This is a genomic window from Bradyrhizobium sp. USDA 3650, from assembly GCF_054057395.1.
In genome coordinates this window covers 2,694,309-2,720,426 of sequence record NZ_JBSRZG010000001.1, presented here as the reverse complement: position 1 = coordinate 2,720,426, position 26,118 = coordinate 2,694,309, and the positions used below count along the sequence as shown (strand labels likewise).

Here is a 26,118-nt window from a genome sequence, read left to right as displayed (position 1 = left end):
AACACGCCAGCGACGAAGGCGGACCACAGGAAAGCGATTGGATAAGTGGCGATTAAATACGTCATGGCCTCGCGCCGAAAAAAATGCACTCGGCCAGAATGAGCACGCCAATCCTAACCGTGATTTAATCGGCTCACAGGAACGGAAGTTTGGACCGGGACCAATCGTCGCAAACGTCGCGTGGGGGAAATGTCCGGTCCTGCGATCTTTCCTATCGTGGGAAAGTCGCCATTGGCTGGCCCAGGCAGCCTAGGTCGGCGGGCGCCGCAATTGCCTCGAAAAACTCGGTCGAACCATCAAGGACGTACGGCATTGCGACATCGCTCCTTAGCGACGAGATCAAATGGTCGACATCAAATATTTTTGGAGGAGTCCGTTCCGCGAGCCTCCGAAATCAAAAATTCCTCGAGATGCGCCCCAGCCTGGAGCTTGGCAGCTATCCAGCGCGGTTGCCTCCCCCGTCCTGACCATACCTCGTTCGGATTATTCGGGTTTCGATATTTGGGCAGCACGGCGGGATATGGGCGGCGCTCGCGATCGGGTCGCCAGGCCTCGTTGGTTTCTTCAATCGCGCGAAGCCTTTGCTCAAGCTTGAACTTTTCCGCCTCGATCATCCGAGCAAGCTTCTTCGTCAACTCCTGATGAATAATCCATAGCTCATCGACGGACATCGATTGAAAGTCACATACCTCCATGGCGAACCCCTTAATCCGGTGATTCGCAAATCATGGGATAAGAAGTCGCGCGGCGAGGGAATATATCGCTCTACCCACAGGTATTTACTATGTGCGCCGCAGCGCCTGAGCGGTACTCAGGGAAGTTTCTATGCAATCAGCCGTACGAAATCCGCAGGAGCCGCGACGGCGGGAGTTGTTCGACTTCTAAGCAAGTGAAGCGCATGGAAAAGGGAGGCTCTCGCCTCATCCGCTACAGCGATAAGCCGTAGCGGCGCGCGTCGGAAACGCCCGGAGACCGACAAGTCCCATCGCCCGTGACGGCCCTGGAGTACGCGAGGTTCCAGATTTAAGCTTTTGCGTAGGCGTCAATCTTAATAAGCGGGATGGCTTGCCGCCTTATGCAATTCCGGCCATCTATCAACTATTGGCAAACGTCTTTAGCGACCTTCCGCAACTCAACTACTTGCGTCAATTGGGCAGGCAACAAGTTCATGATCAGATATTCTTCGAGCTGTGTAACGAACTATCGCGCGCCAGAAACTCAATCCGCGCAAGATTCTCTCGAAATACAATATCGAGAATTGTTGAAATTGAGAGAGCGTGTCGAGAACGCCGAGACGGAGTTGCGCTCAAAGCTGCTCGACAAGGGCTCGCTTCGCAAAATCAACTAGAGCGCGGAATCATCTGTGGTGGCCCGTCGCGATCCAGCTGAATTGCGATGGGTCTTGACGACGAACCGTCGGATCTGGCGTCCGAGCAGTCGGCGCTGGAATGCCGCGTCGAATCTCCAGGGCCGCAACTGGATGGTTGTTGCGTGCTCTGGCGGACCTCGCTGATCACTAAGAGATATTGAGGGCTTCCCCACGTGTGGGCCGCACATCGGAAGAAAGCTGCCGCGCGACCAGATACTATCCGCTGTTGTTCGGCGACAGGAAGGACCCGGATACTTGCGAACTCGGGTGCCTTGCTCAAAGGCACTGGCGCGGACGGCTTGGCCGAGATTGTTCGGGCGATGTGCGAAGACTTCATCCGGGACGGCGTCTCCGATCTGTTACACGTTCGCGACGGCAAGGTGTCCTTTCGAGGTCAAAGGCGAAAGCGGACGCTATGCGCCGCAATCAACTGAGCCGTCTGCGCCAAATGGAGTGCGCCGGCATCACGGCCGAGATTTGCTGTGTGGACTAGGGTTCGAGCCGAAATAGGACCACCTGGTCGTAGATTTGAAACCGTGGGGGCCGGCCGTCCGGTGATAGGATCAGCGAAAGCGGCGCGGTCAGGATCCGCTACTGTCGGTTGACGATGAGTGGCAGTCGCCGTCAACCCGTAGCGGCCGATCCCTATCTCTTCGCCGCACTTCGACTATGGCTTCCTTTCGGTCGAGTACGGCTGAACGGCGCTTCCGCTTTCCGAAGCTCCGCACTTGCGCGGGAATGCGGCCTCGACAGCCGCCACTGATGGCCTGGTGAATCGTGTCCGTCGCTTGCCGGTAGGTTGGCCGTGAGTGACCGTGTGATTCTCGCGATTTTCGCGTTACAATTGCGGATTAAGTAGTTACAGCACCGGAGTTTCGCGATTCACTTCTCTTCGTTCGTGGGATAAAATAAGAGTATAGCGTTACTAATGAAGATTATGGTGTTACAGTGAAGGAACAGGTTTCTGGCAAAAACTCCTCGAGTCCATGACTTTAGGCGCGCCCCTGAAATTGAATAATTCGATTATGGCGTTACACTACGACGCAAGACCAGGGGGGAGCCGCGGATGTGCCCATGGCCACTGTCTCGAATTTGTAGCGAGCGACCGGCCTTGGCGATCCGACGGAGAACTTTTTCGAGGTCCATCGAACCGGATTAACGCGTTACTTTTCGAGATTAACGCGTGACAGTTTAGGGGAAGTAACGGGGGGCCCCGGCGATTCCTTGCCTACTAAGGTCCCTACAATGCCGGAAGGGGACACCGGCTGAGAGGCGCTTAGGCTGCTCAATCACCCCCGCCCAACGCGATTGTAGAGGCGATCGGCCGCAGCCCCAGGCTGGTCGAGGTCCAGTTTGAAGACGACTGCTGATTGCTAACAAGTAGCGCGGCTGATCGCCTCCTAAATCGACTGCAAGCTCACGAAGGTGAGGTCAGGCAATGCCCTTCCGATCATCTTGCGCACTGTCGGCGCCAATGGGGCCGACCAACGGAATCTTCGCCTTGGACCGCGCACCGATGGGGGTGCTGCGTGCGATCGCCCTGTTCTCTCGGCACAAACCGTCGCCAATGAAATTCATGGTTAGGGCGGCGACCCGGTGCGGCTCAGACCGCTGCTTCAATCGATCGAAACGTGATGTTTGCGTGTCCCACGTTGAGTGCGGCCCCTGACCGCGTCGGCTTTTCAATCCAAGCGAGAAGTTCGATTGCGTTCGGCTCCTGTGTAGCGAGCGAACCCGCGACGTAACTCCAGTTGGAAAGCATTCTGTTGTTGATCATAATAGGTCCACGGATGACGTACCTGTCTGGCTTGAGAAACCTCGTGCCAACGAACTCAAGTTTGAGCATCAACCGGATGTCCTGATATTCGTGAGGTGTTAGGGCGAGCGTGGCGACGACGGTTCCCATTGCCTTAACCTGGACATACGCCGGGAACGGCAGGGGGGCGTACCAGCCGGACAACTCGATTAGGATCGCATCGCCTCTACAGATCGAGGGATCGGGCGGAATGGTCATCACGAGCTCCGGTGTTGCTACAGGGCTCGACCAAGGCGACTCGGACAACCGCCTTATTGTGGGCAATCGGCCAAAAGTTCGCGCGCAGGCAACAAACCGACTTTGGTCCAGCAGGGCTTGCGACGCTATGTGAGTATAATCGCAATTCCGTAGAACGACGCCATGAAACTGATAGGGCTTGTCTGGAGGTGGATCCATCGTTACGCATCCGGGCCCACTGACGCCGTCGAGCATAACATTCCTTTGAACGCCCTTGTAGAACCATATCAAATTGTGCTCGCTCCGGTCTGTCGCGCCACGCAGCGAGCAATGACTTATCGTTACGTTTTGAACTTCTCCATCGTTGTGATCGTTATGCAGAACAAAGCCGTGGTGAAATCCGTTCGCAGGATCGAGTGTTTCGATCGAGGTATTGGCAAGCGTTAACCCCAGATGGCCGAGCTGATATTCGCCCGGATCGGGTACGAAATAGTCGAGGACTTTGTCGATTGATTTTGCCGTGACCTCGATGTTCTCCAGCCGGTGGCCTCCGCTCATGATCTGCAACACCATGCCAACGTCGAGACCGGCGGCGGCCACCCGAATGTTTCGTATCAACGTTCGTCGTGAGAATTCCTGGCAGTAGAACAGAGGAAACTGCGTTCCAGGCTTCGAAGAGCCTGCCATGTAAACGTCGATGTCGTGAAAATTGGCGCGTACGGAGCCGGTTTCGACCTCGAACAAAGAGGCTGACGTTCCAGCTGCATTCCACAGAACCGTGGCGTTAATATCGTGTGCGGCGCTTCGCGTGAAAGCATTGAAGCAAGCGACGGCATAGCCACGGGTCCAGCAGTTTCGAATGACGCTCTTGTAGCTTCCCTGGATGAAGAACGGATATCCATTGTCACACTCGATCCGCAAATCATGGATGCTGTAACCTTGCGCGATGTGCTTCGTGACGTTCGCCACGATCAAGCCCCTCCAGCCGTCATCGACCGGATCCTCGAGCAAGAGGCGTCGTCCGTCGACTCCGACGACACGGTTCATCTCCACGTAATAGGGTAGGATGTCGCCGGGTGTGACGATCGCATTGATCGAGCGTGCAATGACGATATCGCCTGGCTTGAAGCTCACCGCATCGCGAGCATCCCGCAGATCAATGAATTGATCGCCGGCCACAATGTCACTGATCGGCATGTATTTGTAGGAGTCGTACGCCGTCCGTCCGAAGGCAGCATCTTCTGGGCTGATGAAGGCGGCGTTCGATCCAATGATGACTGAGCTGTGCCCGTCTCCGTAGTATTCGACATTGCTGCGAACTGTGATGTTTTTAGCGATTTCGGGGAGGCGATATCGGCCGGTCGGGAAATAAAGTCGGCCGCCGCCAAGGCGCTCCAAATAGAGCCCGGCCGTCTCGATGGCTGCCCAATCGTTAGCCAGACCGTTCCCGACCGCACCGAAATCGCGTCGGACATCGACCTGATGTGTCGGGCTCGTGCCCGATGCGCGCGGTGGCGATTGAGCGATTGCATCGGAGGCGGCCAATAGCGAAGCCGGGCCACCGGCCAGTAAATCTCGCCGCCGCATTTGATGTCCGATGTCCCTGGTTTTAGCCGCCCGCGGACTGCGGCCGACCACGCGAAACTGTCAAATGCGTTTCGACAAATCAAGCTAGGAGCGGCCTGTCTATCCATCACACCACTGCCACTTGTCGCGTAAGAGGAGCTGTCTCCTGCAACTTGTGGGCGCTTCTTTTTGGGTTCCAATATGTTAACTTTATACCCTTAATACCCTTACGGTTAGCGCATTGGCCCTGAGGGTTGATCGCCGCAGCGCTGGTGCTGCACCATCTCGAAGCTGCAGGCTCGATGACCTTCGAAATCGATGAAGAAGCATTCGAGACAGGAAATATTCGTCAAGCTCAACCAGGCGGATGCGCTGGCTCAGGCAGGCAATTCCCAGGTCCAAATCAGCAAGGCGCTCGGTGTCAGTGTGATGACCCTGCATCGTTGGCGCAGGCTTCCGCGCCGGCCCGGGGAGTTCCGAAGCGGGGAGGGCGCTGTCCAAATGGAGGCTTTGGGACCGGAAGGACAGCCAAGTGCGGCGCATGTGCATCGCCTGGTTGAAGAGCTAACCCTCGAGAACGGACGGCTCCGCAAGATCGTTACCGATCTATTGCTTGAGAAGTTGCAGCTGGAAGCGGCGTCCTCCCCGGGGATCGCTCATAAGGACGAGCGCGACAGCTGATCGGCCTCCGCCTCTCGGCTTTGGTTAAGAGCTCCTGGTCCAGACTTGCATAATTTGAGGCAAGTCCGACCGTCCAGCCAAACGCGTTTCTAAATTGTCGCTGTTATTGCTGCCTCAAGGATCACGATGCTTGGGGAGTACGGGATGTTGCGCAAATTCTGGATCTGCTTCGCGTTGCTTTTTGCCTCTGTTTTGTCCGTTCAGGATACGCGAGCAGCAATGATCGGTGCACCGATCAATCTCAAATATCAGTTTGAGCGGATTAAACTCGCCGGCGCTGTCCTGCCGCCGATGGCGCATATCAATTTCTGCCTTCGCTATCCCTCGGATTGCAAGACGGGCAAGCAACTCTTGTTCCGGGGCGGCGGTGTGAAACTGACGGCAGAACGCTATGCCGATCTCGTCAAGATCAACTCGGACGTCAATCGATCAATTGCCCCTGTGCGCAACGAACGTGGCGTTGTTGGCGAAGAATGGATCGTGGCGCCTTCGCAGGGGGACTGCAACGACTACGCCGTCACCAAGCGCCACGCGCTGCTCGAACGAGGATGGCCGGCGCGTGCCTTGCTGTTGGCGGAAGTCGTGACCGGCTCGGGTGAGCATCATCTTATTCTCGTGGTCAGGACGCGCTCGGGTGACGTCGTTGTCGACAATCTCAACGCGAATGTCCGGCCGTGGTCAAAGACCAATTATCAGTGGGTCAGGATGCAGTCGCCGCAAAACCCGCAATTTTGGTCAAAGGTTGCGGCTTAAGCCTCGTTTGCGCACCTCCTTGGAGTGTGCGCGCTTCGGGCGTTCGAAGGGGCCGGGTTCAAACAGCGACGCGCCTTACTGCAAAAAAAATTGGCACTTGAGTCCGCCGATAGCGGTTCGTGTTGGTGGCGCGCCAGGTGCCTCAATCGTACGAATACCGTCCAGCGTGCCGAGCGATAGACGCCCGCCGCCCTAGGACAGAGAGGCAGCGTGAAGGCGAACCGGATCTTCGTTAACCGACCGCTAAGGATAAAACCGCAATCCTTGCGCCCCTCGAGCATCCACGCCGGCCTGATTGCTGAATTACGGAAGTGATTTGAGCAAGTTGACTAAATGTTGCGTGGTTGCAACACTCGCCATCAACGTTCCGTTGCCAATAATAGTTAGCGATTGCGATGCTACCCTCACCCATCCTGCCGTGATACGGCAGGGTTAGGGTTGGAGGTTAGATGCAGTTCCGGACTATCGCGAGCCTGAGCTTGGTTGCGCTGGCGACATGTTTGTCGGCGGGCTGCTCAATGATGCCGGCAAGCGGTCCCCAGGGCGATGCGGTTCGTGCATCGGAAGCCGGAAGTCCGGAAAGTCTGCCCTACGCCCTCGTCAAGGTAACCCCCGACGTTGAAGCGGTCCTCGCTTCGTTTTCGCCGCGCTTGTCCAATCAGGCAACCAGGGCGTTCCGCTCCGATCCGACCGAGATTCGTTTCGGAGTGGGTGACGTCGTCAGCGTCACCATCTTTGAGGCGGCGGCCGGCGGACTGTTCATTCCGTTGGAAGCCGGTGTGCGACCCGGTAATTTTGTCACTATTCCGAACCAGAATGTGGACCACAACGGCTTTATTTCTGTGCCGTACGCAGGCAACATCCGCGCGAAGGGAAGGACGCCCGTCGAGGTCCAACAGGCGGTCGTGGAAGCTCTCAAGAACAGGGCCATTGAACCGCAGGCCGTGGTGACGCTAATTGATCAGCGCACCTCGCTGATCAGCGTTCTGGGTGAGGTCAATTCACCTTCGCGTTTTCCAGCCAATGCGGCTGGCGAGCGAATTCTTGACGCGATTACCCGAGCTGGCGGCCCGAAAGGACAGGGATTTGATACCTGGGTCATGCTGGAACGGGGCGGCCGGCGCACCACCGTGCCGTTCGGGCAATTGGTCTACGAACCGACCAACAATATCAATGTGCAACCTAACGATACTATCTACGTCTATCGCGAGCCGCAAAATTTCGTCGCCTTCGGCGCGTCGGGCTCGCAGGGACAGTTCAATTTCGACGCATGGCGAATTTCGCTCGCCGAGGGTGTCGCCAAGGCCGGCGGGTTGAACGATAGTTCAGCCGATCCAGCGTCAGTGTTTCTCTATCGCGGTGAGATGCGCGAGGTCGCAGAGCGTCTCGGAGTCGATACCAAGCGGTTTCCTGGTGATATCGTGCCGGTCATCTACAACGTGAATTTCCGCGATCCCAGCGGCTTCTTCCTTGCGACAAAATTCCAGATGCGGGCGAAGGATGTCGTTTTTATCTCGAATGCGTCGTCGGTCGAGGCAGCCAAGGTGATGCAGTTCATCCGACTGGTCACAGCGACTGTCAACGATCCGATCGTGGCTGCTCAGAATGCTGTTCTGCTTCGGACGGCGATCAAGACATCGCCTTGATGCAGGTTGCGCTCTCGGCGGGCCGCCCGTGGCTGATCGCGAGCTGGCGACGTGAGCATCTCGTCTGACGCCAAGAACCAGGTTCAACGTACGCGAGACAACCGGCTTGCAACCGGTCTGCTTGGCGCGACGATCGCCGTTGCGCCTCTTCCCTACGGCGCGACCGATCCCATTGCAGTCAGCGCCGTGGTTGCTGGTCTGGGGATTGCCCTGCTGTGTGTGCGCCCTCGGTTGCGAACGCCTCGGGACTGGAGCGTCATTGCCTTTCTCGCTCTCGTTGGGGCGGGATATGCCTTGGTGCTGCACGAGCAACTGAGCGCCAATCCGTGGTTGCAAAGCCTGCCCGACATGGCTTGGCTCCAAGTATCCTCCCTGCTTGGCGACACGAGCGCGCCGCTCTCAGCTGTGAGGGGGCAGCCATTTTTTGCCCTCGGCAACACCTTGGCTTGTAGTGGCGCGCTGTTGTGTTCCTACCTGGTTTGCATGGACAGGCAAAATGCCGAAAGCCTGCTCAAGATCATTGCATGGGCAGGGGTGGCCTACGCCTTCTTCGGTATCGCGGCCTATATCGTCGCGCCAGAAATGGTGCTGTGGCGGGAGAAGGTCCTTTTTCGGTCGGTGTTGAGCAGTACCTTTCCAAACCGCAATACGGCGGCGATCTATTTCGGGGTTTGTTCGGTTCTTTGGGCGTTGCACGTGTTTCGCGAGATGCTCAATCAACACGTATTCTGGGAAAGCCGATGGCGGATTGCAAATCTGACTTGGGATTTCAGCCTCAGCGCGTCTTGTGGAGGTTTCCTGCTGTGTTTTCTCGCGATGATGTTGACGGGCTCGAGAGCCGGAATTTCGATTTCCCTCATCGGAATATGCGCCGCTATCGCGTTCCTTTTTAACCGAGAGATCCGATCCCGGGCGGCCGCATTATGGTTGAGTTTGCCGGTCCTTGGGGGCGCCGCTCTGTCTTTCCTTGTGCTTGGCGGCCAGGTCGGGGAGCGCCTCGGTCAATATGGCTTGAGCGGTGGAGGGCGATGGGAGGCGTATGCTTCGACCTGGCAAATCATCTCCCAACATCCCTATTTTGGAACGGGCTTGGGGACTTTTGCATCGGTCTTTCCGCGTTTCCGGAGCGGCGATGTTTCGATCTGGGGGATCTGGGACCGCGCCCATAACACGCTCCTCGAACTTGCCGCCGAGGTCGGAATTCCGCTTGCGGCTCTGGTGGGATTCGGCTGGATTCTGGCGCTGCTTGCATTGCTGTTCGGTTCACTGCGGCGGCAAAAGGGGGCAATCTTTCCGCTTGCCGGCCTTGTCTGCGGCGCCATGGCGGTCTTGCATTCAATGGTCGATTTCTCGTTGCAGGTGCCCGGTCTGGCCGTGACCGTCATGACGCTTGTCGGGATGGGGCTCGCTCAACGGACCTCTCGGGCCGGGGCAAGGAAGTTGTGAGGGGCGAGACGGCGTAAAGGTTAACCCGGTGATGGGCTATTTCTAAAGGCGCAAACGGGCCATTTGCCTTGGCGGGCTGCCAGCCGCCATGTTATGGGTATTATAATATTTAATAGGGGTTGATTATGTTCTCCTTCGGTGGGTTTTGTTCGCGACGCATGATTGCGGCGCTGGCGGTTTCGGCATCTTGCACCCTGCTTATGCCCGCGGGCGCGCTTGCTCAGCAGGGGCAGCAGCAGGGCCTGGTTCAGCAGTTCAACGCCAATCCGCAGCAAGTGCTGCAGCAATTCCCGAACGGGGGCGCTGCCATGATCTCGCAGCTTCGTGAGATTGCGATCGCTGATCCGAAATCCCTTGACGCGATCATGGGGCTCATCCCCAACGCCAGCAAGGATCAGAAGGCTGCAATCGGCTCCGCGCTTGGCCAGGCGGCAAAGGTGGTTGTGAAGACTGACCAAGCCTATGCCAACGATATTCTGCAGGCGATCGCCAAGACCAAGGACCAGGACGTCTTCCTGGCTTATTCGGGCGTTGCGCCAGACCAGGGAACCGCTGCGACGGGTGGCGGCGGCGCAGGCGGCGGTGGTGGTGGCGGTGTTGGCGGCCAAACGAACGCGATTGCCGGGACCCCAAGCAGCACCGGTGCGCCTCAAGCCATCGGAGGAGGCAACACGCCAACCGCTAATTTCAGCTACACCTCCAGCGTCTCCGGCGGTGGGACGACGTCGGGAACGACCACTCTGCTTGCAACTGGTACCAGTCAATAGACCCGATTGCGGCCAATCGATCGCTACCGCTCCATGCGACGATCGACAGGCTAGGCCTTCTTCGAATAGCGGACACCCATGAACGTACTTCCCAGTCTTGATCGGGCGGTGGCCTACGCCGGGGCGGCAACGGATCAGGCCGCCTCGTCCACGGAAGCGGTCAAGGGTCTTCTCGGTTTTCTGCGCCGGCAGTACCGGCTCATCCTGACCATCGTGGCGGCGAGCTTGTGTTTCGGGCTGCTTTATATGATCGCGACGCCGTCAAGCTATACGGCGACGGCCACTTTGATCATCGATACCCGCAAAAATCAGCTGTTTCAGCAGCAGTCGGTTCTGGGAGACATTCCAATCGACAGCGCGGCCGTCGAAAGCCAGGTTCAAATTCTCAAATCGGAAACGATCGCGCTCGCCGTCATCAAAGATCTTCATCTAACCGAGGATCCGGAATTCGGTGGCAGGTCGGGGCTGCTTGGCATGATTTCCGGCGGCCTCGCATGGCTGTTTGCAGGGGATTCAAGTCGCTCTGATTTTGAAACGCTGCGACGGACGGCCGAGGCGTTCTCCAAACATCTTACCGTACGTCGGGTGGGCCTCACCTACATCATCGAGATCAGCTTCAGCTCGCTCTCATCGGATCGCGCTGCCCAAATCGCAAATGCGGTCTCGGAGGCTTACGTCGTCGACCAGCTCGACTCCAAATATAAAGCGACCAAGCGAGCCAGTGTCTGGCTGCAGGATCGCATCAAGGAACTTCGTGATCAGGCGTCTGCAGCCGAACGGGCCGTGGTCGCGTTCAAGGCCAACAACAATATTGTGGAGTCAGGCGGTCGCCTGATGAACGAGCAACAGCTCGCCGAGCTCAACAGCCAGCTCGTTGTTGCGAGAGCGCAGGCCTCGGAGGCCAAGGCGCGATTGGATCGTATCCAGGCTGTCCTCCAAATGGACTCGCCGGAATCGACGGTCGATGGGACGGTCGCCGATACTTTGAACAATCAAGTGGTGAGCAAGCTCCGATCGCAATATCTCGACCTGGCGACGCGCGAGGCCGATTGGTCAGCGCGCTATGGCCGCGGCCATCTTGCGGCGGTTAATCTGCGCAATCAGATGCAAGGCATTCGTAATTCTATCCTGGATGAGCTGCGTCGCCTGGCGGAGTCCTACAAAAGTGATCTCGAAATCGCAACGCAGCGTGAAGCTGGTGTTCAGAAGCAGCTATCACTAGCGGTAACGGAGTCTCAAGCCACCAATCAGGCTCAAGTTTCGCTGCGTGACCTTGAGAGTTCGTCGCAGACCTATCGAGCGCTGTACGACAACTTCCTGCAACGTTACATGGAATCGGTGCAGCAGCAGTCATTTCCGATCACCGAGGCGCGGGTCATTACGCAGGCTTCTCGCCCGCTGAAGGCGAGCGCGCCGAAGCTCAGCTTCGTGATGCCGATCGCAGCCTTTGCAGGGCTTTTCCTCGGGCTCGCCATTGCACGCTTCCGTGATTTGTCGGAGAACGTTTTCCGCACTACGGATGATGTCAAGGCCGTCCTGAAGACAGATTGCATTGCAATTCTGCCGCAGATCGAAGAGCAAAAGGGACGTCTGCCGGTTGCCGCGGTGCTCAACGGCCCCCGTGCGATCGCTTTGAACGGCAGCCTGTACTGGCATGTGGTCAACGAGCCATTTTCCCGCTACGCCGAATCCATCCGCTCAATCAAGGTCGCAGTTGACCTTGCGCTACGTTCGGGGACCGGCAAGGTCATCGGCTTCACCTCTTCGCTCCCGAACGAGGGCAAGTCGACGGTTGCCACCGCATTCGCCGAGCTCCTGGCGCAGAGCGGAGCCCGAACGATTCTGGTCGATGGCGATCTGCGCAATCCTTCCCTGACGCGCGGCCTTACGCCCGATGCGAACCGTGGCTTGATCGAGGTCATGGCCGGCCGCGACGGACTTTCGCAGGTCGTGTGGCAGGAAGGCAATACCGGTCTGCACTTCCTGCCCGCCGTCGTTGCTGCGCGCACCGCGCATACGAGCGAAATCCTGGCGTCGCAGGCGATGAAGGCGCTGATCGACGACCTGCGGAAGAACTATGACTACGTAGTGGTCGATCTATCTCCGCTCGCGCCCGTCGTCGATGTCAGGACTACAACCGACATCATCGATTCCTATGTCTTCGTCGTCGAGTGGGGACGCACCAAGATCGATATCGTGCGGCATGCGCTGGACGGCGCGCGCAGCCTGCGGGAGAACATTCTTGGGGTGGTGCTGAACAAGGCCGATCTAAAGCTGATGTCGAGATATGGCCACCACGACTACTACAGAAACGAATATTACAATCGCTACGGCTATTCTGATTAGAAGCAAATCGAACGGGCTGCTGCGCGCAGCGGTCGCTTGCTGCGGCTGCCTGCTGGCCGGTTGGGCTGCGGGTACCCTGCCAATGTTTCGGCAAACCGAAGGCGCCGATCGAACCGCTGCGGCCATTCTGACCGGTCGAAGCTTTCCAACCGAGCTCGTTACAAGCTACATCGGCGATGCGAAAGGCGCCGACGTCTTTGGCTTCTGCAGGGCTTCCACCAGGCGCTCATTGGCCGTGCTGAACCTCTACCTCTACGAGGAAGCGTTTGCCGCAGGGCGGGCCGATCTCATCGACTCGCGACTGCGAAATCTCCTCGGCAGCGTGAAGGCGGCGCTGCACTGCGCGCCGGCAGACGCTTACCTTTGGCTGTTGCTGTTCTCGTTCGAAAATGCGTTCGGCGGCTTTAAGACAGACAACCTCGCCTATCTGCGAACGTCATATTTGATGGGACCACACGAGGGATGGATTGCGATCAAGCGCAATCCTGTGGCCCTCGCGATGCTGCCGGGCCTTGATTCATCACTGGCGCAAACCGTTTTGGACGAATTCACTATGCTGGTGCAGAACGGCCTTTATGAGGAAACCGCTGCAATCTTTGCGGCTGCCAACCCCATCTTGCGCGACCGCCTTCTCGCCCGTTTGGCCGCGGTTCCACAGCCGAGCCGTGAACGCTTTGCCAAGGCGCTAGGCGCGCTGCTGCCTTCGGTCGCAGTGCCGGGCATCGATCGGGAAGACGATCGTCCATGGAGGCGTTGACGGTCAGCAGCCCTACGCGGCCACGGGTTTTGACAGTAGCCCACAGGTTTTGCCTGGGGTTCGGCGGGATCCCCGAGAGCCTGCTGCTGCTTGCACGCGAGCTCGAAAAGCTCGGCGTGCAATTGGACATCTTGAGCAAGGATGGCCTGGTCGAAGCCGCCGGATGCCTGGATCGGCTTCCCGCACAAAATGTTTTGAAGTCGAGACCCGCCCTCGGCGATCTGATGGGCCTCGACCTTGGTAGCTACACTTGCGTGTTCATTGCCGGTGCCTGGAACCCGATCGGCTGGTGGATTGCAGCACGGGCTCGCCGGAAGGGCCTGCGACTTGTCTACACCCCTAAGGGAAATCTCGCCCGCGCCGAATTTAAACGCCCTCGGGATATCAAGAAATTCCCCTACTTGGCGTCGATTGAATTGAGTTTACTGGCGATGAGCCAACGGATTATTTTCTCGTCGCAGTTGGAGGCTCAGAGTTCGCTTCTGGCAGGTTTATTTCGGAGTAAGTCGATTGTCCTGCCGGAGCCATTCATTGGCCCCGCATTGGCCGGTTCCCAAACGCGCCGCCCCGGGCCCATTCGATTCGGTTTCCTGGCCGAAATAGCCCCACGAAAAGGCCTAGCGGAACTCACACGTGCTTTTGTGGCCTGGCAGGCCACAGATGACGCTCCGCCCGCCGAGCTCCATGTTGCGGGCGCGGCACGCCCAGGCTCCGAAAGGTATCAGAATAAGGTCGCGCAGGAGGTTGCCGCGGCGCCGGGGCGTATTTTTTTCCGGGGGGCCCTGAGAGTGACCGATCGGGAAGAATTCTACGAGGACATCGATTACTTCGTTTGCCCGACGCGTTTTGAGTCTTTCGGGCTTACGCCGCTCGAGGCGCTATGGCATGGCAAGCCCGTTATGGTTACTAACAAACTAGGCGCATTGGAATTTATTTCCGACCGCCGGTGCATTATAAATTTAGGGGATGGAAATAAGACAGATATTCTCACAGCGTTTGCTGTGGCAGTGAAGGATTGGACCGACCTTTCCGCGGCGGCTAACCAGTGGCGCATGCGGCCGGTGACAATTATTACGAACGATCATTTGGCGCGCGAGTTCGCACGCGAGCTTGGAGTTGGACCGACGATGTGGACCGGGGGGAGTTAGAATGGCGGCCGCTTCGCATCACGTCAGGCCGGCCGCCGCTGTGGTCATCGTCAATCACTTCAAGGCGCAGCGCTTGCTGGAGGGAATCAGGTCGCTTCATCGTCAGACGATTGCCAGGACGCTTGCCGTTGCGGTGGTAGACAATTCGATGGACGAGCGCGAGCGGCGCGCTTTGTCCAAGGACGCGCCGGAAGGTGCATTTCTGCTTGTCGAGCCTGGCGGAAATATCGGTTATACAAGGGGCTGTAACCTCGGCGTTGCCGCTCTACCCTCCTCACGCTATGTCGTCCTGTGCAATCCTGACGTGGTGTGGGATCAGCCCCATGCGCTTGAGCGCCTCATCGCAATGGCAGACGCTGACCCTTCGATCGGCGTTCTGGCCCCTCTGCAATTCAGTGATGATGGCGCCCCGGTCGAGATCGCAAGAACATTTCCGACCCTGACCGAACAGGTCAAGCGACGCTTGAGTCCGCAGAGCGGGAGTGAACTCTATCTGAATGAATCACTGACCGACGGCTCAGCGGTTTCGACCGAAGTCGATTGGGTGCAGTCATCATGCGTCCTTGTTCGCAGGACGCTCTGGGATCGGATCGGCGGGCTGGACGAGAGATATTTTCTCTTCATGTCCGATGTCGAGCTTGGTCGTGCAACATGGAATGCGGGCATGCGGGTATGCCTTACCTCGGCTGCAGCGGTCAGGGCTGACGGCAAACGGGCGAGCAATGGCGGCTTCCGTGCGTTGCTTACCAGCAGGGCTCAACGGGGCCACCTTGCGGATGCCATCAAATACTATCTGATCAACGGTCCTCGAAAGCTTCGTCGTCAGCAGATCAGCGGTATGGCCTATCGCCGAATCACCACGGCACCAACCGCGCTAGGTGCCACGACGCCCGGTGCACGATCCGCAGTCAAATCACTGGATGCCGCTGTTCATCCTGTCGATGCGCCAAGCGTCGTAAGAAGGCCATTCCTGTCATCGCCTCAATGAGCCACATCACTGGGACGATCACTGCGAGATTGCGCAAGGGCACAAGATATTCGTCCAGTGTGAGTTCTGGCTTGAGCGCCAGATGGATGATGGCAAAAGTGCCGAACATGACGGTGATCGGAGCCGGGAATTTCTGAATCAGAAAGATGGCACCCCGCAACAGGGCGAGCATCACGAGCGCGTAAAGCCCGGCACCAATAACTCCAAAATCAGTCATCCCGTCCGTTAGAATCGTGTTGGCCTGATCGATCACAGGCAATCCAAGCTTCGGATGCGCCAGGGCCTCGACCATCTGCAAGGCGATGATTTGGTCCTTGCCGGAGTCGAGTGCTGAAGGGATGCAAAGGCGCACGTAGTAGAGTAACGCCTCCCCGTAAAGCGGAGCGGAGTTGGATACGGCCTCCATCAAATCGGCAAGGTAGCCCAGGAGAAACGTCCGCTCTCGAACGTTTTCGTAGAACAGCGTTGTAAAACGATCCTGCAGCGAGGGGGAGACCAGAAATTCCAGGCCCAGGCTCATCTGGTCAGCCAGAGTGGCATCGGTGCCCAGCTCCCATCCTGCAAGCCGCAGAGCAAAGAAATACGAACTCATGACGTAGGCAACGGCCCCGCCGCAGGCAACACCCAGCAGTTTTCGAGACAAAGAGAGCCGTTGCAACCCGCCGCCCAACGAAAACCCCATGGTGGCAACAATCAAGATCAACACGATCGGCCGTCGGCCGGTCGGGACGGCCGCCAGGACGACCATCAAGACGACCGCCGCATAAAACGCTGTCATCGTGCGCCGCCGGCTGCGCGCCAGCATGAAGCCAGCGATCCCGGCGAGTGGCCCCTGAAACAGCGCGGCCGCCGCACCAAGGACCGTGATGCGACCGGCTTCGTCGATCTGAATACCCATGTAGCCGAGGTCGCCAGCGAGATAAGCAGCAACGATCAATATGAGCCCGAAGGTCGCCAAAGCGAAGGAAAACCAGCTGTCTTCGGTCGCTTCCGCTGTCCTGGTCACGACGGGGCTCTCGAGCTGTCCTACGATCAGGAGCAGGCCGCAGATGATGTTGACCAAAGCCAGCGTCGATGAAATCAGCTCGATCGGACGATCCTTCACCATGATGGCAAATTCCGGAGCCGATGGCGCGCTGAGATAGGTCGACACAGAACCGCCGTCATAGGCAAACAGCAGCGAGGTGGTGAGGATCCAGGAGATGCGCATGGCCTTGCGATCGTCGATTGCGGCGTAAAGCGTCGCGAGGCCAATGATCAAACCGCAGAAGGCTACAGCTACAAACAGCGTCAGATTAGGCCACAGCAGAAGGACAAGGCCGCTGAGCAGCAAGGCCGTTCCGAACCGCGGGATTGTCAAAAGCCAATTCACGGCATGCGATCCTTGCGCTCAGCCAGCACCTTGACCAGGAACGTGGCGTAGCGCGCTGCGGCAACATCCTCCGAAAAGGATCCAGCGTGACTGCGCGCGGCTTCGGATTGTGAGGTCAGCCAGGCCCAGTTTCTCGCAATCGTGGCTGCTGATTTTTGCGGTTGGTGAGGATCGATCAAGAGGGCGGCTGGTCCTGCGATGCTTCGCATGGGCTCCTTATCGGTGGTGATCACCGGGCAGCCGCAGGCCTGAGCTTCGATGATCGGCCAGCCGAACCCTTCTTCATATGATGGGTAAAGCAAGGCCTCGGCCCGCATATACAGAGCCTCGATCAATTCGTTCGATGCCTCGCTCAAGACAATCAAGTTCCGCTGCCAATTCGAAGCTATTCGCGTGGCGTCTTCGGGAAGCGGCGGTCCTACGCAGACCATCAACGCGTCGCGAAGCGACGGCTCCCATTCGGGATGATCGCGCAAAAGACCGAACAACTCGACCGCGCCCCCTCGATTCTTGTACCAGATATTGCTTCCAACATGGAGCAGAAACGGACGGTCAACGGGCAAGTCCGCCTGCCGCAAGAGCTCGAGCGCGCGGTTCTGATCCATACCGCCGAACCCTATGACCGGGTTGGGAATGACATCACTGGTTCCTGAGGGGAGCCCAATCAGGCGCGTGAAATCGGCCTGAGTCGGCGCGGAGACAAAGGCAATGTTGGCGACGTGATGAAGGGACAGGCGGATGAGCCGCTGGAGATAGCGTCCTGTTGAGGGTAGGCGCTGGCCTTCGACCTCGCCGGACAGGACCTTGATCGGGATGAGGTCGTGGCAAGTGATGCTCGATGGCGTCGAGCCAAGCAACAGCAAGTATGGCGCATTCGAGTGGTCTGCGATGTGGACCAAATCGTAGCGTGAAGCCCGCACCTTGAGCTCGGCCGCGAAAAGCAGAAACTTGTCCACGAAGCCAAGCCATTTGCGGGCTGGGCCTTGGCCGGAGGCTAGTTTCGCGAGGCGAACCGACGGCGCGATAAGGTCGACCTCGAACCCCTGGCGCCGCAAGGCCGCGGCGAGCCAGGATGTATAGCGCAGCATCGAAAACTGGCGATCCGGGGCGTAATTTCCGACCAGGAGAATGCGTGCAGAATGGCTCATTGCAGGATTGCGGAGCTTTCGGCCTGAAGGTCAACGGCGGTGTTGTAGCCCAAATCGGGCCGAAAAGGTGGGCGGCGGTCACTTTGCGCTGAGCGATCGAAAATTAACGTAAAAGACCTACCAAGGGCGAACTGGCCCGATTTCTCCATTAGAGAGACAGTTCGGTGGTCAAGCGCATGTTGAAGGGCAAGACGGGACCTGCAGCGCAAGGCAAGGCAAGATGAATATTGACCGTTACTATACTCGTCGCGCTTGCGCCGGATTTTATCCATGCCGGCCCTGATCAAGCGGCTTGCGATTGGCCTCCTGGGGCAAGGGGTTTGGCGTGTTGCCGTAGCGCTCAACACCGTGGCGCTGATCCCTGTGCTCATTGCGACATGGGGGCTTGAAGGTTACGGCCAGTGGATGACGATCAACGCGCTCGTCTCCTATCTAGCCTATGCCAATCTTGGCCTCGTGGCCGCCGCGACGAACGAGCTCATCATGCTGGTTGCCGCTGGCGATCAGGTGCGCGCGCAACGCTGCTTTCAGATGTCCTGCAATCTAGCTCTTGGCCCGTTTCCGATCCTGCTCGCCGCAATCCTGGCGCTGGCAGCTTCGCTGCCGCTCGTCGACTGGTTCAATCTAGCGGAATTCTCGTCAGGCGCGGTCATGCTCATACTGGCGCTCGGCGCGCTGCAACTTTGTTGCGAGACGCTTCGCGGCTTCATGGCCGGGGTGCTCTTTTCGGCGGGACGCTATGGAACTGCTTATAACATTGCCGCAGGTGTAAAGTTTGTCGAACTCGGCACGTCGATCTACTCCGTCGGCGTCCTCGGCGTCCGTCCGGTGTACCTTGCGGCCATCATGGCGGCTGTCGCCCTGGTTGACCTCATCATCGTCGTTTGTCTTGCCCGCTCAGCGGCACCCTGGGCGCGCCTGGATTTCCGCGTTATGGATGGACGCTTCTTTCGCGATCAGCTCAAACCCGCGCTGGGGTTCGCCTGTTTCAACCTGGCGACCCAAGGCGTTCTGGTTCAAGGACCGCGGCTCGTGCTTGGCACCTTGATGGGAGGACCGGCGGTCGCGGTGTATGCCGTGTATGCGACCGCAATGCGGCTTGTCGATCAGCTCTTCTTCATGTTGATGGCGCCGGTCGGCGTCGAAATCAGCCATTCGGCCGGACGCGGCGAGCCGCAACAGGTCGTTCGCCTCACCGCGGTGATCGTACAACTATCTACGCTCGTCTTGATCGCGGTTACTTCATTCCTAATGGTGCTTGGCCCGGTCATCTTCGACTGGTGGACCCATTCACGGGTGGCCTTTCACCACCCGGTGATGGCGCTTTTCCTTATCATGTCTGCGGCTAGTCTGCCGGGTCGGATCGCAGCGCAGGTCCTGATTAGCGTGAATGCCATGCGCGTCGTGTCGGTTTTGGTGCTGGCCGTCTCGCTTGCATCGCTGGTGCTCGGCTCAGCGCTAGTTCCGAATTTCAAGATTTACGGAATGTTGATCGGCCCCATTTGCGGCGAGGTTGCGATTGCGGTCGTGCTATGGATCTGCCTTAACCGCTGGCTTGGTCTTCCGTTAAGTGCAATCGCGCGCGAAGCTGCAAATGTCTCGGGTTTGGTCAGACGGATCCAGCACCATCTGCGCGCCCCGCTGGGCGGCCGGGGCGGTTCACGATGAGTCTCCTGCACCGGCAACATAGAACGAGCATCTTGATGTCAGGTCTGCCAAATGATGAAGACGCCAACCAATTTATGTATGAGCGATATCTCTCCTCCGGAGGTTTCGGGCGGGCGCCAGTCAACGAAAGCGATCTTGCGCCGCGCTTAGTCATCTTGCGTGATCTCGTGCGCAGGTTCTTCCCGGCTGATCGAAACGCGTTTATTCTTGATCTCGGCTGCGGATATGGAGTGCTGCTGCTTGCCGCCCGTCGCGAGGGCTACGTTCAGCTGTTGGGGGTCGATGGGTCGGCGGAACAAGTCGCGACTGCGCATCGTCTGGGGATTAGCGAAGTCCGCCAAGGGGATCTGTTTGCCGAAATCGAACAGACCGCGGCCGATGTTCTGGATGTGGTCGTGACTTACGATGTGATTGAGCACATTAAGAAGCAGGATTTGCTTCGCCTGGTCGCCGAGGTGAGGCGGGTGCTCAAGCCAAATGGGCGCTGGATCATCCATGCGCCGAACGCCGAATCACCGTTTTTTGGGCGAATCCGCTACGGCGATTTCACTCACGAGCTTGCGTTCACGCAGCAATCGCTCGGAGCTGTGCTGCGCGCCGGCGGATTTGGGCAGGTTGAGTGCTTTGAAGATCAGCCGGTCGTGCATGGGCTGAAAAGCGCAGTCCGCTGGATGTTTTGGAACCTGCTGCGCCTGGGGTTGCGCTTCTTCATCGCAGTCGAGACGGGCGAAACCGCAGCTGGAATCTACAGCCAAAACCTCACGGCGGTGGCTCGCAAGCTGTGAGAAGGGGCGCGCAACGTTTTATTCGCTGCCCCTACCGGGGGCTGATCCGACCGACCCAAATTAAGTTCCCCCCGCAATCAATAGCTGTTTTGGTAGTTCTTCCTCGAGAAGAGCAAAAGGGCGGTCAGGAACATGATTTTGAGGTCGAAGTAAAACGACCAATTGTCGACATAGAACAGATCGTGGTCGATGCGCCTTTGCATCTTTTCCAGCGTGTCGGTTTCCCCTCTGAGCCTATTGACCTGAGCCCAACCGGTGATGCCGGGTTTGACGTTGTGACGTCGCGATAGAGGCGGGATGCGCTCCTCGAACATCTTATTATGGGCAACGGCGTGCGGCCTCGGACCGACCAAAGACATCTCGCCGCGCAGCACGTTGAAGAGCTGTGGCAACTCATCAATGCTGGTCGCTCTCAACGTTGCCCCGACCCATGTCACCCGGTCGTCGTTACGCGCTGCCTGGCGGAAATCCTCACACTTGTCATCCGTGCGCACCTGCATAGTGCGAAACTTCAACACAGTGATGGCTTTATTGTTGAAGCCGTGACGGACCTGACGAAACAGGGCGGGACCTGGGCTCGTCAATTTAACAAGGGCCCCAATCATCAACATTAGTGGGGCCAACGTCACCAACAGCAATGCGCTGACAACGATGTCGAAACCTCGCTTGAGAAGCTCGTCAGCGGCGGATAGCGGTTCACCCTGCACCTTCATGGTTGTGACGTCGCCGAACGCGGAAATCTCTGACGACGACAGCAGCCCATCAAGTCCCGGCACCATGACGTGGACCGCGACCGGCAGCTGCGACAGCTGGTCAAGCACGGGCCTTACGCTTTCAAGCTCGCTTGGTTGGGGCAGAACAAAAATCTCATCCACGGCCAATGAGCGGCAGGCCTCAATCAGCTCTCGGGTCATGGAGGCGGGTTGATCGGCATCCAGGCTTGAGAGCGGGAATTGAGCAATGGTGACGACCCCGTTCGCGTCAAGGCGCTTTGACAATGCACTGGAGGCTGCAGGATCGCCGATCAGAAAGGCGCGGCGCAGGGCCAGTCGTCCTTGGCCGAGCGCCCGCTCCTGACGCCGAATCAGGATGCCACGCAACGCCAACGTGGCGAGGCACACGGTCACCAGTTGCGCGAAAAATGCGCCGCGTGAATATTCCAAGGACGTCTTGAGGAGAAACATTCCGCTCAACAAAAAGCAGAACGACAGGACGGTGGCCCGGACGGCATTCCAGAGCAATTGCCGGCGGCGGAAAGCCAGCAGAAGGGCTGGGTCGCCGAGCCAAAGCGTGCTCACGCAATAGAGTGTTGCGAGCAGGAGAGCTGCCGGGAAATAACGAGCGGCGGCGGTGGCGTCGGGGACAACAGCGTGGTGATAAAGCTTGCTTGCCAAATAGGCGGCCGCCGTGACCGTCAAGAACTCGAGGCTCAACAGTCGGAATGCGACCCGCGCGCCTGGTTGCAGCCCCAGCCCCAACGGCCAAACTGATTTGCGCGTTGGCCGGAGCGGCGAGGACGTCTCGGTGGAGGGGGCGGCTGCCTGATCGGTCCGAGAATCGGGCCCGCTGTGCGACGGATGATCTTCGCGGTGCAGCGGAGGTGCTCGCCGACCGGGCGCATGCCGGCCCATTCCAACTTCGCGACGCATCCGCTACGCACCCCTAACAAATAAATATCAAATCTCGACAGATCAAAGATGTATCTTAACGTTCCAGCCACTTTAACTGTTTATTTACCGTTCGCAATCTCACAGTTTGTCAATCCATGGCGCAGATAGGCCCTTGCATGCATCCCCCTCAATGGTTGCAACAGTCGCTCGTTGCTTCTACTGCGATTGCTACCTTGCTGGTCGTGTCGCCGGCGGCGGCGCAAGGGACAACGGATCCGCTGACGGGCCTTGGCACGAGACCCGAGGTGGGCGGAACCTACCGGCCGCGTGAGGTGCCGCAGCCCAAGATCAGCAGCAGCGGCAACACCGAGATTCTCCGCCACCGTGATTTCAGTGGGAAGCCGTGTCTCAGCGTTGGGGGATTCGCGCGACCGTTTGCAACCAGCCCCAACCTTTTCGACCATGTCATCAGCGCCGAGAACAATTGTCCGAAAGCGATCCAGATCCAGGTTTGTTATTTCAAGAGCACCGCGTGCACCCAGGCCGCGGTTCCCGGTTATGGCCGCAAAGAGGCCATCCTTGGTACGATGCCCTCGCAGAAGGATTTTCGCTTCGAGTTTCGCGAGAAATTTTGAAAGCGGGCGTCCGAATTAAATCTGCTGCGTGTTTTCCACAAGGACGTCCTTAGGGGCGGGCGAGAGCATCCTCAACGGTGTCGGCAAGCGCGCGAATCTCGAAATCTGCGGGTTCATCGGGTGCAAAACTTGCGACCGATTGTCCCATCGCGAATGAGCGGACGAAGGCCGACCGTGCTGAAATTGCGGGCGCCACCATCTCGCCAAAAGTCTGCAATTCCTGAACCAGCTGGCGGCCTTCCAAGGTTCTTGCGTCAAGCCTATTGGGAACCAAAATCACCTGTGCGGGCAAACGGCGACGGGCGCGCACTGCTGCAATGATCGCGAGTGTTGCGGCAGTGGCTTCGAGATCGAGCCCTGACGCCGTGCAGGGGATGAGGATCAGATTGGCCAGCGCGATGGAGGCCCCCATCTCGCGCTCGTTTGGCGCGGTATCGATGACGAGCAACTCGGATTGCACGCTCAAGACATCGCGCGTCCATACGGAGATGGTATCCAAGCCCAAGCCTATCTCGTGAACGGGAAATTCGAGCTGGCCGGGCTCGGCCCACAGGGACGCGGAGCGCTGCGGATCTGCATCAATCAAGGATATGCCGTGACCGCGCCTGGCGAGTTCCGCGGTGATACAAACAGCGAGCGTGGTTTTGCCGACGCCACCTTTGCGTTGGGCGACTGTAATGATCGTGCTCATGAACAGCGAAGACCGCGGGCCTCGTTTCTAGTGATCTCCGGGAGCCGTAGCAGGATGCCGGCTGTCGCGTCAGCAAAATCGAGCCCGCGACCACGGCCCCCCGATGTTCTCCGCACGCTTAGACCGCTGCCGGCCGCCTCAATGACACCATGCGGGCTTCGGGTTAGGCGAGCTTGCCGTTTCGTGCTCGGGGTGATCAGCCAAATCGAAGTTAACCACAATATGATGTTGCCTGAGATTTAAGTTGGCGGGAATTAAATTCTGATCTTGCACGCACTGCGGCGCTCCGTTAACAGTAGCTTAACGGAGGCGAGAAGGGGGCAGACTCTCTTTGCGCCTTTTGAAATGCCTTTTTCGAGGTTGATCGTTTCCATCTGGCTTCCCCATGAGCCGGCTGGGTTAGGAAATTTCAGGGGTCTTGTATGGCTGTCAGCTATTTGACGAAGACGGATTTGAATGCCGACCTCACGGCGGCGGGGCATCTCGATCCCGCGGTTCAAGCGGCACTGATCGCGTCGCTTGAAAACGGCGGCGTCTACGATCCGGGTCCTGAGGACGGCAAGAAGGCCTGGGTTGAGCAGGGCACCTACACCAGCGGACCGGTTCCCGGCATCGTTCAGGTTGTGGACCTCACGAATTCGGCGACCGTTCAGACCTCCTCGACGCTCAAGGCCATCATCATGGATGATGCCGGCGGCAACCAGCTCAACGTTGCGGGCGGATCGAACGGCGTCTTCGTGGCGATGGGTGAGGGCAACGACAGCGTCAACCTGTTCGATAGCGGCAACGACACGGTGCGGGGCGGCTCCGGCGCCGACGTGATTGGCGGCGGCAGCGGCAACAGCCAGCTCTTTGGTGACGGCGGCAGCGATACCATCTATGGCGGCAGTGGTCAGGACAGCATTTACGGTGGTGCGGGTGACGACGTGCTGCGGGCCGGCACCGGCGGGCATCAGTTGCTCGACGGCGGCGACAATAACGATGACATCCGTGATTTCTCGTCCGGTTCGAGCACGCTTCTGGGCGGCGCCGGCAACGACACCATCTGGGGTTACGGTGCGGATACGATCAACGGTGGCACCGGCAGCGACGAGCTGCATGGCGGTATCAACTCGACCGTCATTTCGGGCAGCACGGCCAGCGATGCCTCGGCCCTTGGTTCGGGCAGCACGCAGACGGGTGAAGCCAACTCGCTGCAGGGCGGGGCAGGTGCCGATACGCTCTATGGCGGCGGCGGTGGCGATACGCTCACGGGCGGTGCGGGCAACAACTTCCTGATCGCAGGCTCTGGCCAGCATCAGCTCCTGCAGGGAACCACCGGCAACACAAAATTGTACGATGGGTCGGCTGGTGCGGGCACCGACACGCTCATCGGCGGTGCAGGCAATGATACTATCATTGGCCAGCAAGGCGATTACTTCCAGGATACGGGCGCGGCCGGATCGAAGAATGAATTCTGGCTTTATGGCAGCTCCGGAGCGTCCTCGACGCTGCAGGGCGGCGCGGGCGACGATACCTTCCACGTTGAAACCAAGATTGGCAACGATACGATTATCGGTGGCGGTGGTACGGATATTGTCGGTTTCAACGACCGTTCGCTCGGCGACGTCAAGTCACTCGATCCGACAGCGCCCGGCAGCTACACCATCACCTTCAACGATGGTCAGGAAATCAAGGTCACCGGCATCACGGAGCTTTACTTCACCGACCAGGTGGTCAAGCTCACTTAATTCCGCTGATCGGCGGATTGGAAAGCCCCGCCTCGGCGGGGCTTTTTCGTCTCGACTAAGCTATTGAGCTCGCATCGTTTACCGTTAATTCGGTGAGAGTCGTGACCGGCTGGCAGGGGTCCGGTCGGCTTGGTAATCTCGGGCCAAGGTTTGATTGAGATTGTCCGGAGGAACGTCGTTGCCCCACAAGCGCATGCTCAACGCTGGCTCCGGTCCAGGTCCTGCTCGACGGATCGCCCGAATGACGGCGAAAGCGGATTGGGAAGAAGTGCGGCTGGACATCGACCCGGGCGTTCGGCCGGACGTGGTCGGCTCGATCAGCCGGCTCGATGCGTCCTTTGGCCCTCAAAGCTTTGATGCGGTCTGGTCCTCGCACGTGCTTGAGCATCTCTACGCCCATGAGGTTTATCCGGCGCTGCGGCAATTCCACCGGGTTCTCAAGTCAGATGGATTCGCTCTCATCATGAGCCCGGATCTGGAGGCGGTGGCTCAGTTCATCGTTGAGCATGGGATTGCCGCTGTGGCCTACGAATCGCCGGTTGGGCCGATACGTCCGCTCGATATGCTGTATGGTCACACGCGCTCGATCGAGGAGGGGCAACACTATATGGCCCACCGCACAGGTTTTACGCCGGAGCGGCTTGGCAACCTGCTGCTCAGTGCAGGCTTCCCCACGGTATCGGTCCGGAGCCAGGATTTTGAGGTCTGCGCGCTGGCGATAATGCCCGAGGCCGATGGCGTTGCCATTCAGAAGGAGCTTGCCGCCTGCGGCTTCGATTTTCAGGAGCAATTTGCCTAGCTTGTGACCGGAAGCTCCCCCGCCGCAGTGTTAAAGTTTATCGCAGAAGAGCCGCAGTGTTAAGGTTTATCGCAGAAGAGGTGGCTTTTTACCCCATGGAAGCGGGCTTTCCGCATAGCAAGATCACCTGATTTATTATATGAATTTAATAGCTTGGCCCGAAGCGTCAGAGCGTTAGATTTTTCGGCTCCGTCGGTAGGCCATATCGTTTCTTCTAGAG

The 26,118-nt window shown here is 58.4% G+C and carries 20 protein-coding genes; 14 read left to right on the top strand and 6 right to left on the bottom strand.

All coding sequences use genetic code 11. The features are described from left to right. Nucleotides 1-353: 353 nt before the first annotated feature. The gene (locus tag ACVIN2_RS12610) at nucleotides 354-671 is read right to left on the bottom strand and encodes an H-NS histone family protein (RefSeq protein ID WP_245266047.1); all 318 of its coding nucleotides are present in this window, start codon (nucleotides 669-671) and stop codon (nucleotides 354-356) included. A 2,301-nt stretch (nucleotides 672-2,972) separates the two neighbouring features. Next, complete coding sequence (locus tag ACVIN2_RS12605) at nucleotides 2,973-4,949, bottom strand: glycosyl hydrolase family 28-related protein (protein ID WP_456765849.1); 1,977 nt, start codon at nucleotides 4,947-4,949, stop codon at nucleotides 2,973-2,975. A gap of 297 nt (nucleotides 4,950-5,246) precedes the next feature. Here ACVIN2_RS12605 and ACVIN2_RS12600 point away from each other — a divergent pair, with 297 nt between their 5' ends. The 9 genes from ACVIN2_RS12600 (at nucleotide 5,247) to ACVIN2_RS12560 (ending at nucleotide 15,460) form a co-directional block, all read left to right on the top strand. Next, nucleotides 5,247-5,609 carry a helix-turn-helix domain-containing protein gene (locus ACVIN2_RS12600; RefSeq protein ID WP_456765848.1) on the top strand — a complete coding sequence of 121 codons (363 nt, stop codon included), beginning with the start codon at nucleotides 5,247-5,249 and terminating at the stop codon, nucleotides 5,607-5,609. Nucleotides 5,610-5,753: 144 nt separating this feature from the next. After that, the gene (locus ACVIN2_RS12595) at nucleotides 5,754-6,362 is read left to right on the top strand and encodes a transglutaminase-like cysteine peptidase (protein WP_456765847.1); all 609 of its coding nucleotides are present in this window, start codon (nucleotides 5,754-5,756) and stop codon (nucleotides 6,360-6,362) included. Nucleotides 6,363-6,811: 449 nt separating this feature from the next. Next, entirely contained in the window at nucleotides 6,812-8,008 is a 1,197-nt protein-coding gene (locus ACVIN2_RS12590; protein ID WP_456765846.1) for a polysaccharide biosynthesis/export family protein, read from the top strand. Nucleotides 8,009-8,059: 51 nt separating this feature from the next. Next, entirely contained in the window at nucleotides 8,060-9,454 is a 1,395-nt protein-coding gene (locus ACVIN2_RS12585) for an O-antigen ligase family protein (RefSeq protein ID WP_456765845.1), read from the top strand. A gap of 125 nt (nucleotides 9,455-9,579) precedes the next feature. Further along, on the top strand, nucleotides 9,580-10,221 hold the full coding sequence (locus ACVIN2_RS12580; RefSeq protein WP_456765844.1) for a hypothetical protein: 642 nt from the start codon (nucleotides 9,580-9,582) through the stop codon (nucleotides 10,219-10,221). 78 nt (nucleotides 10,222-10,299) lie between these two features. Then, nucleotides 10,300-12,567, top strand: coding sequence for a polysaccharide biosynthesis tyrosine autokinase (locus ACVIN2_RS12575; protein WP_456765843.1), 2,268 nt, complete (start codon nucleotides 10,300-10,302; stop codon nucleotides 12,565-12,567). Continuing rightward, nucleotides 12,509-13,324 carry a hypothetical protein gene (locus tag ACVIN2_RS12570; protein WP_456765842.1) on the top strand — a complete coding sequence of 272 codons (816 nt, stop codon included), beginning with the start codon at nucleotides 12,509-12,511 and terminating at the stop codon, nucleotides 13,322-13,324. Before ACVIN2_RS12575 ends, ACVIN2_RS12570 begins: the two co-directional genes overlap by 59 nt. Beyond that, complete coding sequence (locus tag ACVIN2_RS12565; RefSeq protein WP_456765841.1) at nucleotides 13,312-14,472, top strand: glycosyltransferase family 4 protein; 1,161 nt, start codon at nucleotides 13,312-13,314, stop codon at nucleotides 14,470-14,472. Before ACVIN2_RS12570 ends, ACVIN2_RS12565 begins: the two co-directional genes overlap by 13 nt. 1 nt (nucleotide 14,473) lies before the next feature. Beyond that, nucleotides 14,474-15,460, top strand: a complete 987-nt coding sequence (locus ACVIN2_RS12560) for a glycosyltransferase (RefSeq protein WP_456765840.1) — start codon at nucleotides 14,474-14,476, stop codon at nucleotides 15,458-15,460. Here the strand turns inward: ACVIN2_RS12560 and ACVIN2_RS12555 are convergent. After that, a complete protein-coding gene (locus tag ACVIN2_RS12555) occupies nucleotides 15,381-16,832 on the bottom strand; it encodes a hypothetical protein (RefSeq protein WP_456765839.1) in 1,452 nt (483 codons plus the stop codon). The genes ACVIN2_RS12560 and ACVIN2_RS12555 overlap by 80 nt on opposite strands. Then, on the bottom strand, nucleotides 16,829-17,980 hold the full coding sequence (locus ACVIN2_RS12550) for a glycosyltransferase family 4 protein (RefSeq protein WP_007606600.1): 1,152 nt from the start codon (nucleotides 17,978-17,980) through the stop codon (nucleotides 16,829-16,831). The genes ACVIN2_RS12555 and ACVIN2_RS12550 overlap by 4 nt, the downstream gene beginning before the upstream one ends. A gap of 270 nt (nucleotides 17,981-18,250) precedes the next feature. On the opposite strand from ACVIN2_RS12550, the gene ACVIN2_RS12545 reads away from it, so the two are divergent. Together ACVIN2_RS12545 and ACVIN2_RS12540 are read left to right on the top strand one after the other, a co-directional pair. After that, nucleotides 18,251-19,648, top strand: coding sequence for a lipopolysaccharide biosynthesis protein (locus tag ACVIN2_RS12545; protein ID WP_456765838.1), 1,398 nt, complete (start codon nucleotides 18,251-18,253; stop codon nucleotides 19,646-19,648). Between the two features lie 35 nt (nucleotides 19,649-19,683). Further along, nucleotides 19,684-20,433, top strand: coding sequence for a class I SAM-dependent methyltransferase (locus ACVIN2_RS12540; RefSeq protein WP_456765837.1), 750 nt, complete (start codon nucleotides 19,684-19,686; stop codon nucleotides 20,431-20,433). Nucleotides 20,434-20,510: 77 nt separating this feature from the next. On the opposite strand, the gene ACVIN2_RS12535 is transcribed toward ACVIN2_RS12540, so the two are convergent. Beyond that, nucleotides 20,511-21,866, bottom strand: a complete 1,356-nt coding sequence (locus tag ACVIN2_RS12535) for an exopolysaccharide biosynthesis polyprenyl glycosylphosphotransferase (RefSeq protein ID WP_456765836.1) — start codon at nucleotides 21,864-21,866, stop codon at nucleotides 20,511-20,513. Between the two features lie 419 nt (nucleotides 21,867-22,285). Between ACVIN2_RS12535 and ACVIN2_RS12530 the strand changes: the two genes are divergently transcribed. Continuing rightward, nucleotides 22,286-22,678, top strand: coding sequence for a hypothetical protein (locus ACVIN2_RS12530; protein ID WP_231171146.1), 393 nt, complete (start codon nucleotides 22,286-22,288; stop codon nucleotides 22,676-22,678). A gap of 49 nt (nucleotides 22,679-22,727) precedes the next feature. On the opposite strand, the gene ACVIN2_RS12525 is transcribed toward ACVIN2_RS12530, so the two are convergent. Next, entirely contained in the window at nucleotides 22,728-23,369 is a 642-nt protein-coding gene (locus ACVIN2_RS12525; RefSeq protein ID WP_456765835.1) for a nucleotide-binding protein, read from the bottom strand. A 422-nt stretch (nucleotides 23,370-23,791) separates the two neighbouring features. On the opposite strand from ACVIN2_RS12525, the gene ACVIN2_RS12520 reads away from it, so the two are divergent. Together ACVIN2_RS12520 and ACVIN2_RS12515 are read left to right on the top strand one after the other, a co-directional pair. Beyond that, a complete protein-coding gene (locus tag ACVIN2_RS12520) occupies nucleotides 23,792-25,099 on the top strand; it encodes a calcium-binding protein (RefSeq protein ID WP_456765834.1) in 1,308 nt (435 codons plus the stop codon). Nucleotides 25,100-25,292: 193 nt separating this feature from the next. Then, nucleotides 25,293-25,898, top strand: coding sequence for a class I SAM-dependent methyltransferase (locus ACVIN2_RS12515; RefSeq protein ID WP_456769705.1), 606 nt, complete (start codon nucleotides 25,293-25,295; stop codon nucleotides 25,896-25,898). Nucleotides 25,899-26,118: the final 220 nt, after the last annotated feature.

Coding starts and splice junctions, on each gene's coding strand:
- ACVIN2_RS12610 (WP_245266047.1), bottom strand. CDS start 671: ATGTCCGTCGATGAGCTATGGATTATTCATCAGGAGTTGACGAAGAAG.
- ACVIN2_RS12605 (WP_456765849.1), bottom strand. CDS start 4,949: ATGCGGCGGCGAGATTTACTGGCCGGTGGCCCGGCTTCGCTATTGGCC.
- ACVIN2_RS12600 (WP_456765848.1), top strand. CDS start 5,247: ATGAAGAAGCATTCGAGACAGGAAATATTCGTCAAGCTCAACCAGGCG.
- ACVIN2_RS12595 (WP_456765847.1), top strand. CDS start 5,754: ATGTTGCGCAAATTCTGGATCTGCTTCGCGTTGCTTTTTGCCTCTGTT.
- ACVIN2_RS12590 (WP_456765846.1), top strand. CDS start 6,812: ATGCAGTTCCGGACTATCGCGAGCCTGAGCTTGGTTGCGCTGGCGACA.
- ACVIN2_RS12580 (WP_456765844.1), top strand. CDS start 9,580: ATGTTCTCCTTCGGTGGGTTTTGTTCGCGACGCATGATTGCGGCGCTG.
- ACVIN2_RS12575 (WP_456765843.1), top strand. CDS start 10,300: ATGAACGTACTTCCCAGTCTTGATCGGGCGGTGGCCTACGCCGGGGCG.
- ACVIN2_RS12570 (WP_456765842.1), top strand. CDS start 12,509: ATGGCCACCACGACTACTACAGAAACGAATATTACAATCGCTACGGCT.
- ACVIN2_RS12565 (WP_456765841.1), top strand. CDS start 13,312: ATGGAGGCGTTGACGGTCAGCAGCCCTACGCGGCCACGGGTTTTGACA.
- ACVIN2_RS12560 (WP_456765840.1), top strand. CDS start 14,474: ATGGCGGCCGCTTCGCATCACGTCAGGCCGGCCGCCGCTGTGGTCATC.
- ACVIN2_RS12550 (WP_007606600.1), bottom strand. CDS start 17,980: ATGAGCCATTCTGCACGCATTCTCCTGGTCGGAAATTACGCCCCGGAT.
- ACVIN2_RS12545 (WP_456765838.1), top strand. CDS start 18,251: ATGCCGGCCCTGATCAAGCGGCTTGCGATTGGCCTCCTGGGGCAAGGG.
- ACVIN2_RS12540 (WP_456765837.1), top strand. CDS start 19,684: ATGTCAGGTCTGCCAAATGATGAAGACGCCAACCAATTTATGTATGAG.
- ACVIN2_RS12525 (WP_456765835.1), bottom strand. CDS start 23,369: ATGAGCACGATCATTACAGTCGCCCAACGCAAAGGTGGCGTCGGCAAA.
- ACVIN2_RS12520 (WP_456765834.1), top strand. CDS start 23,792: ATGGCTGTCAGCTATTTGACGAAGACGGATTTGAATGCCGACCTCACG.
- ACVIN2_RS12515 (WP_456769705.1), top strand. CDS start 25,293: ATGCTCAACGCTGGCTCCGGTCCAGGTCCTGCTCGACGGATCGCCCGA.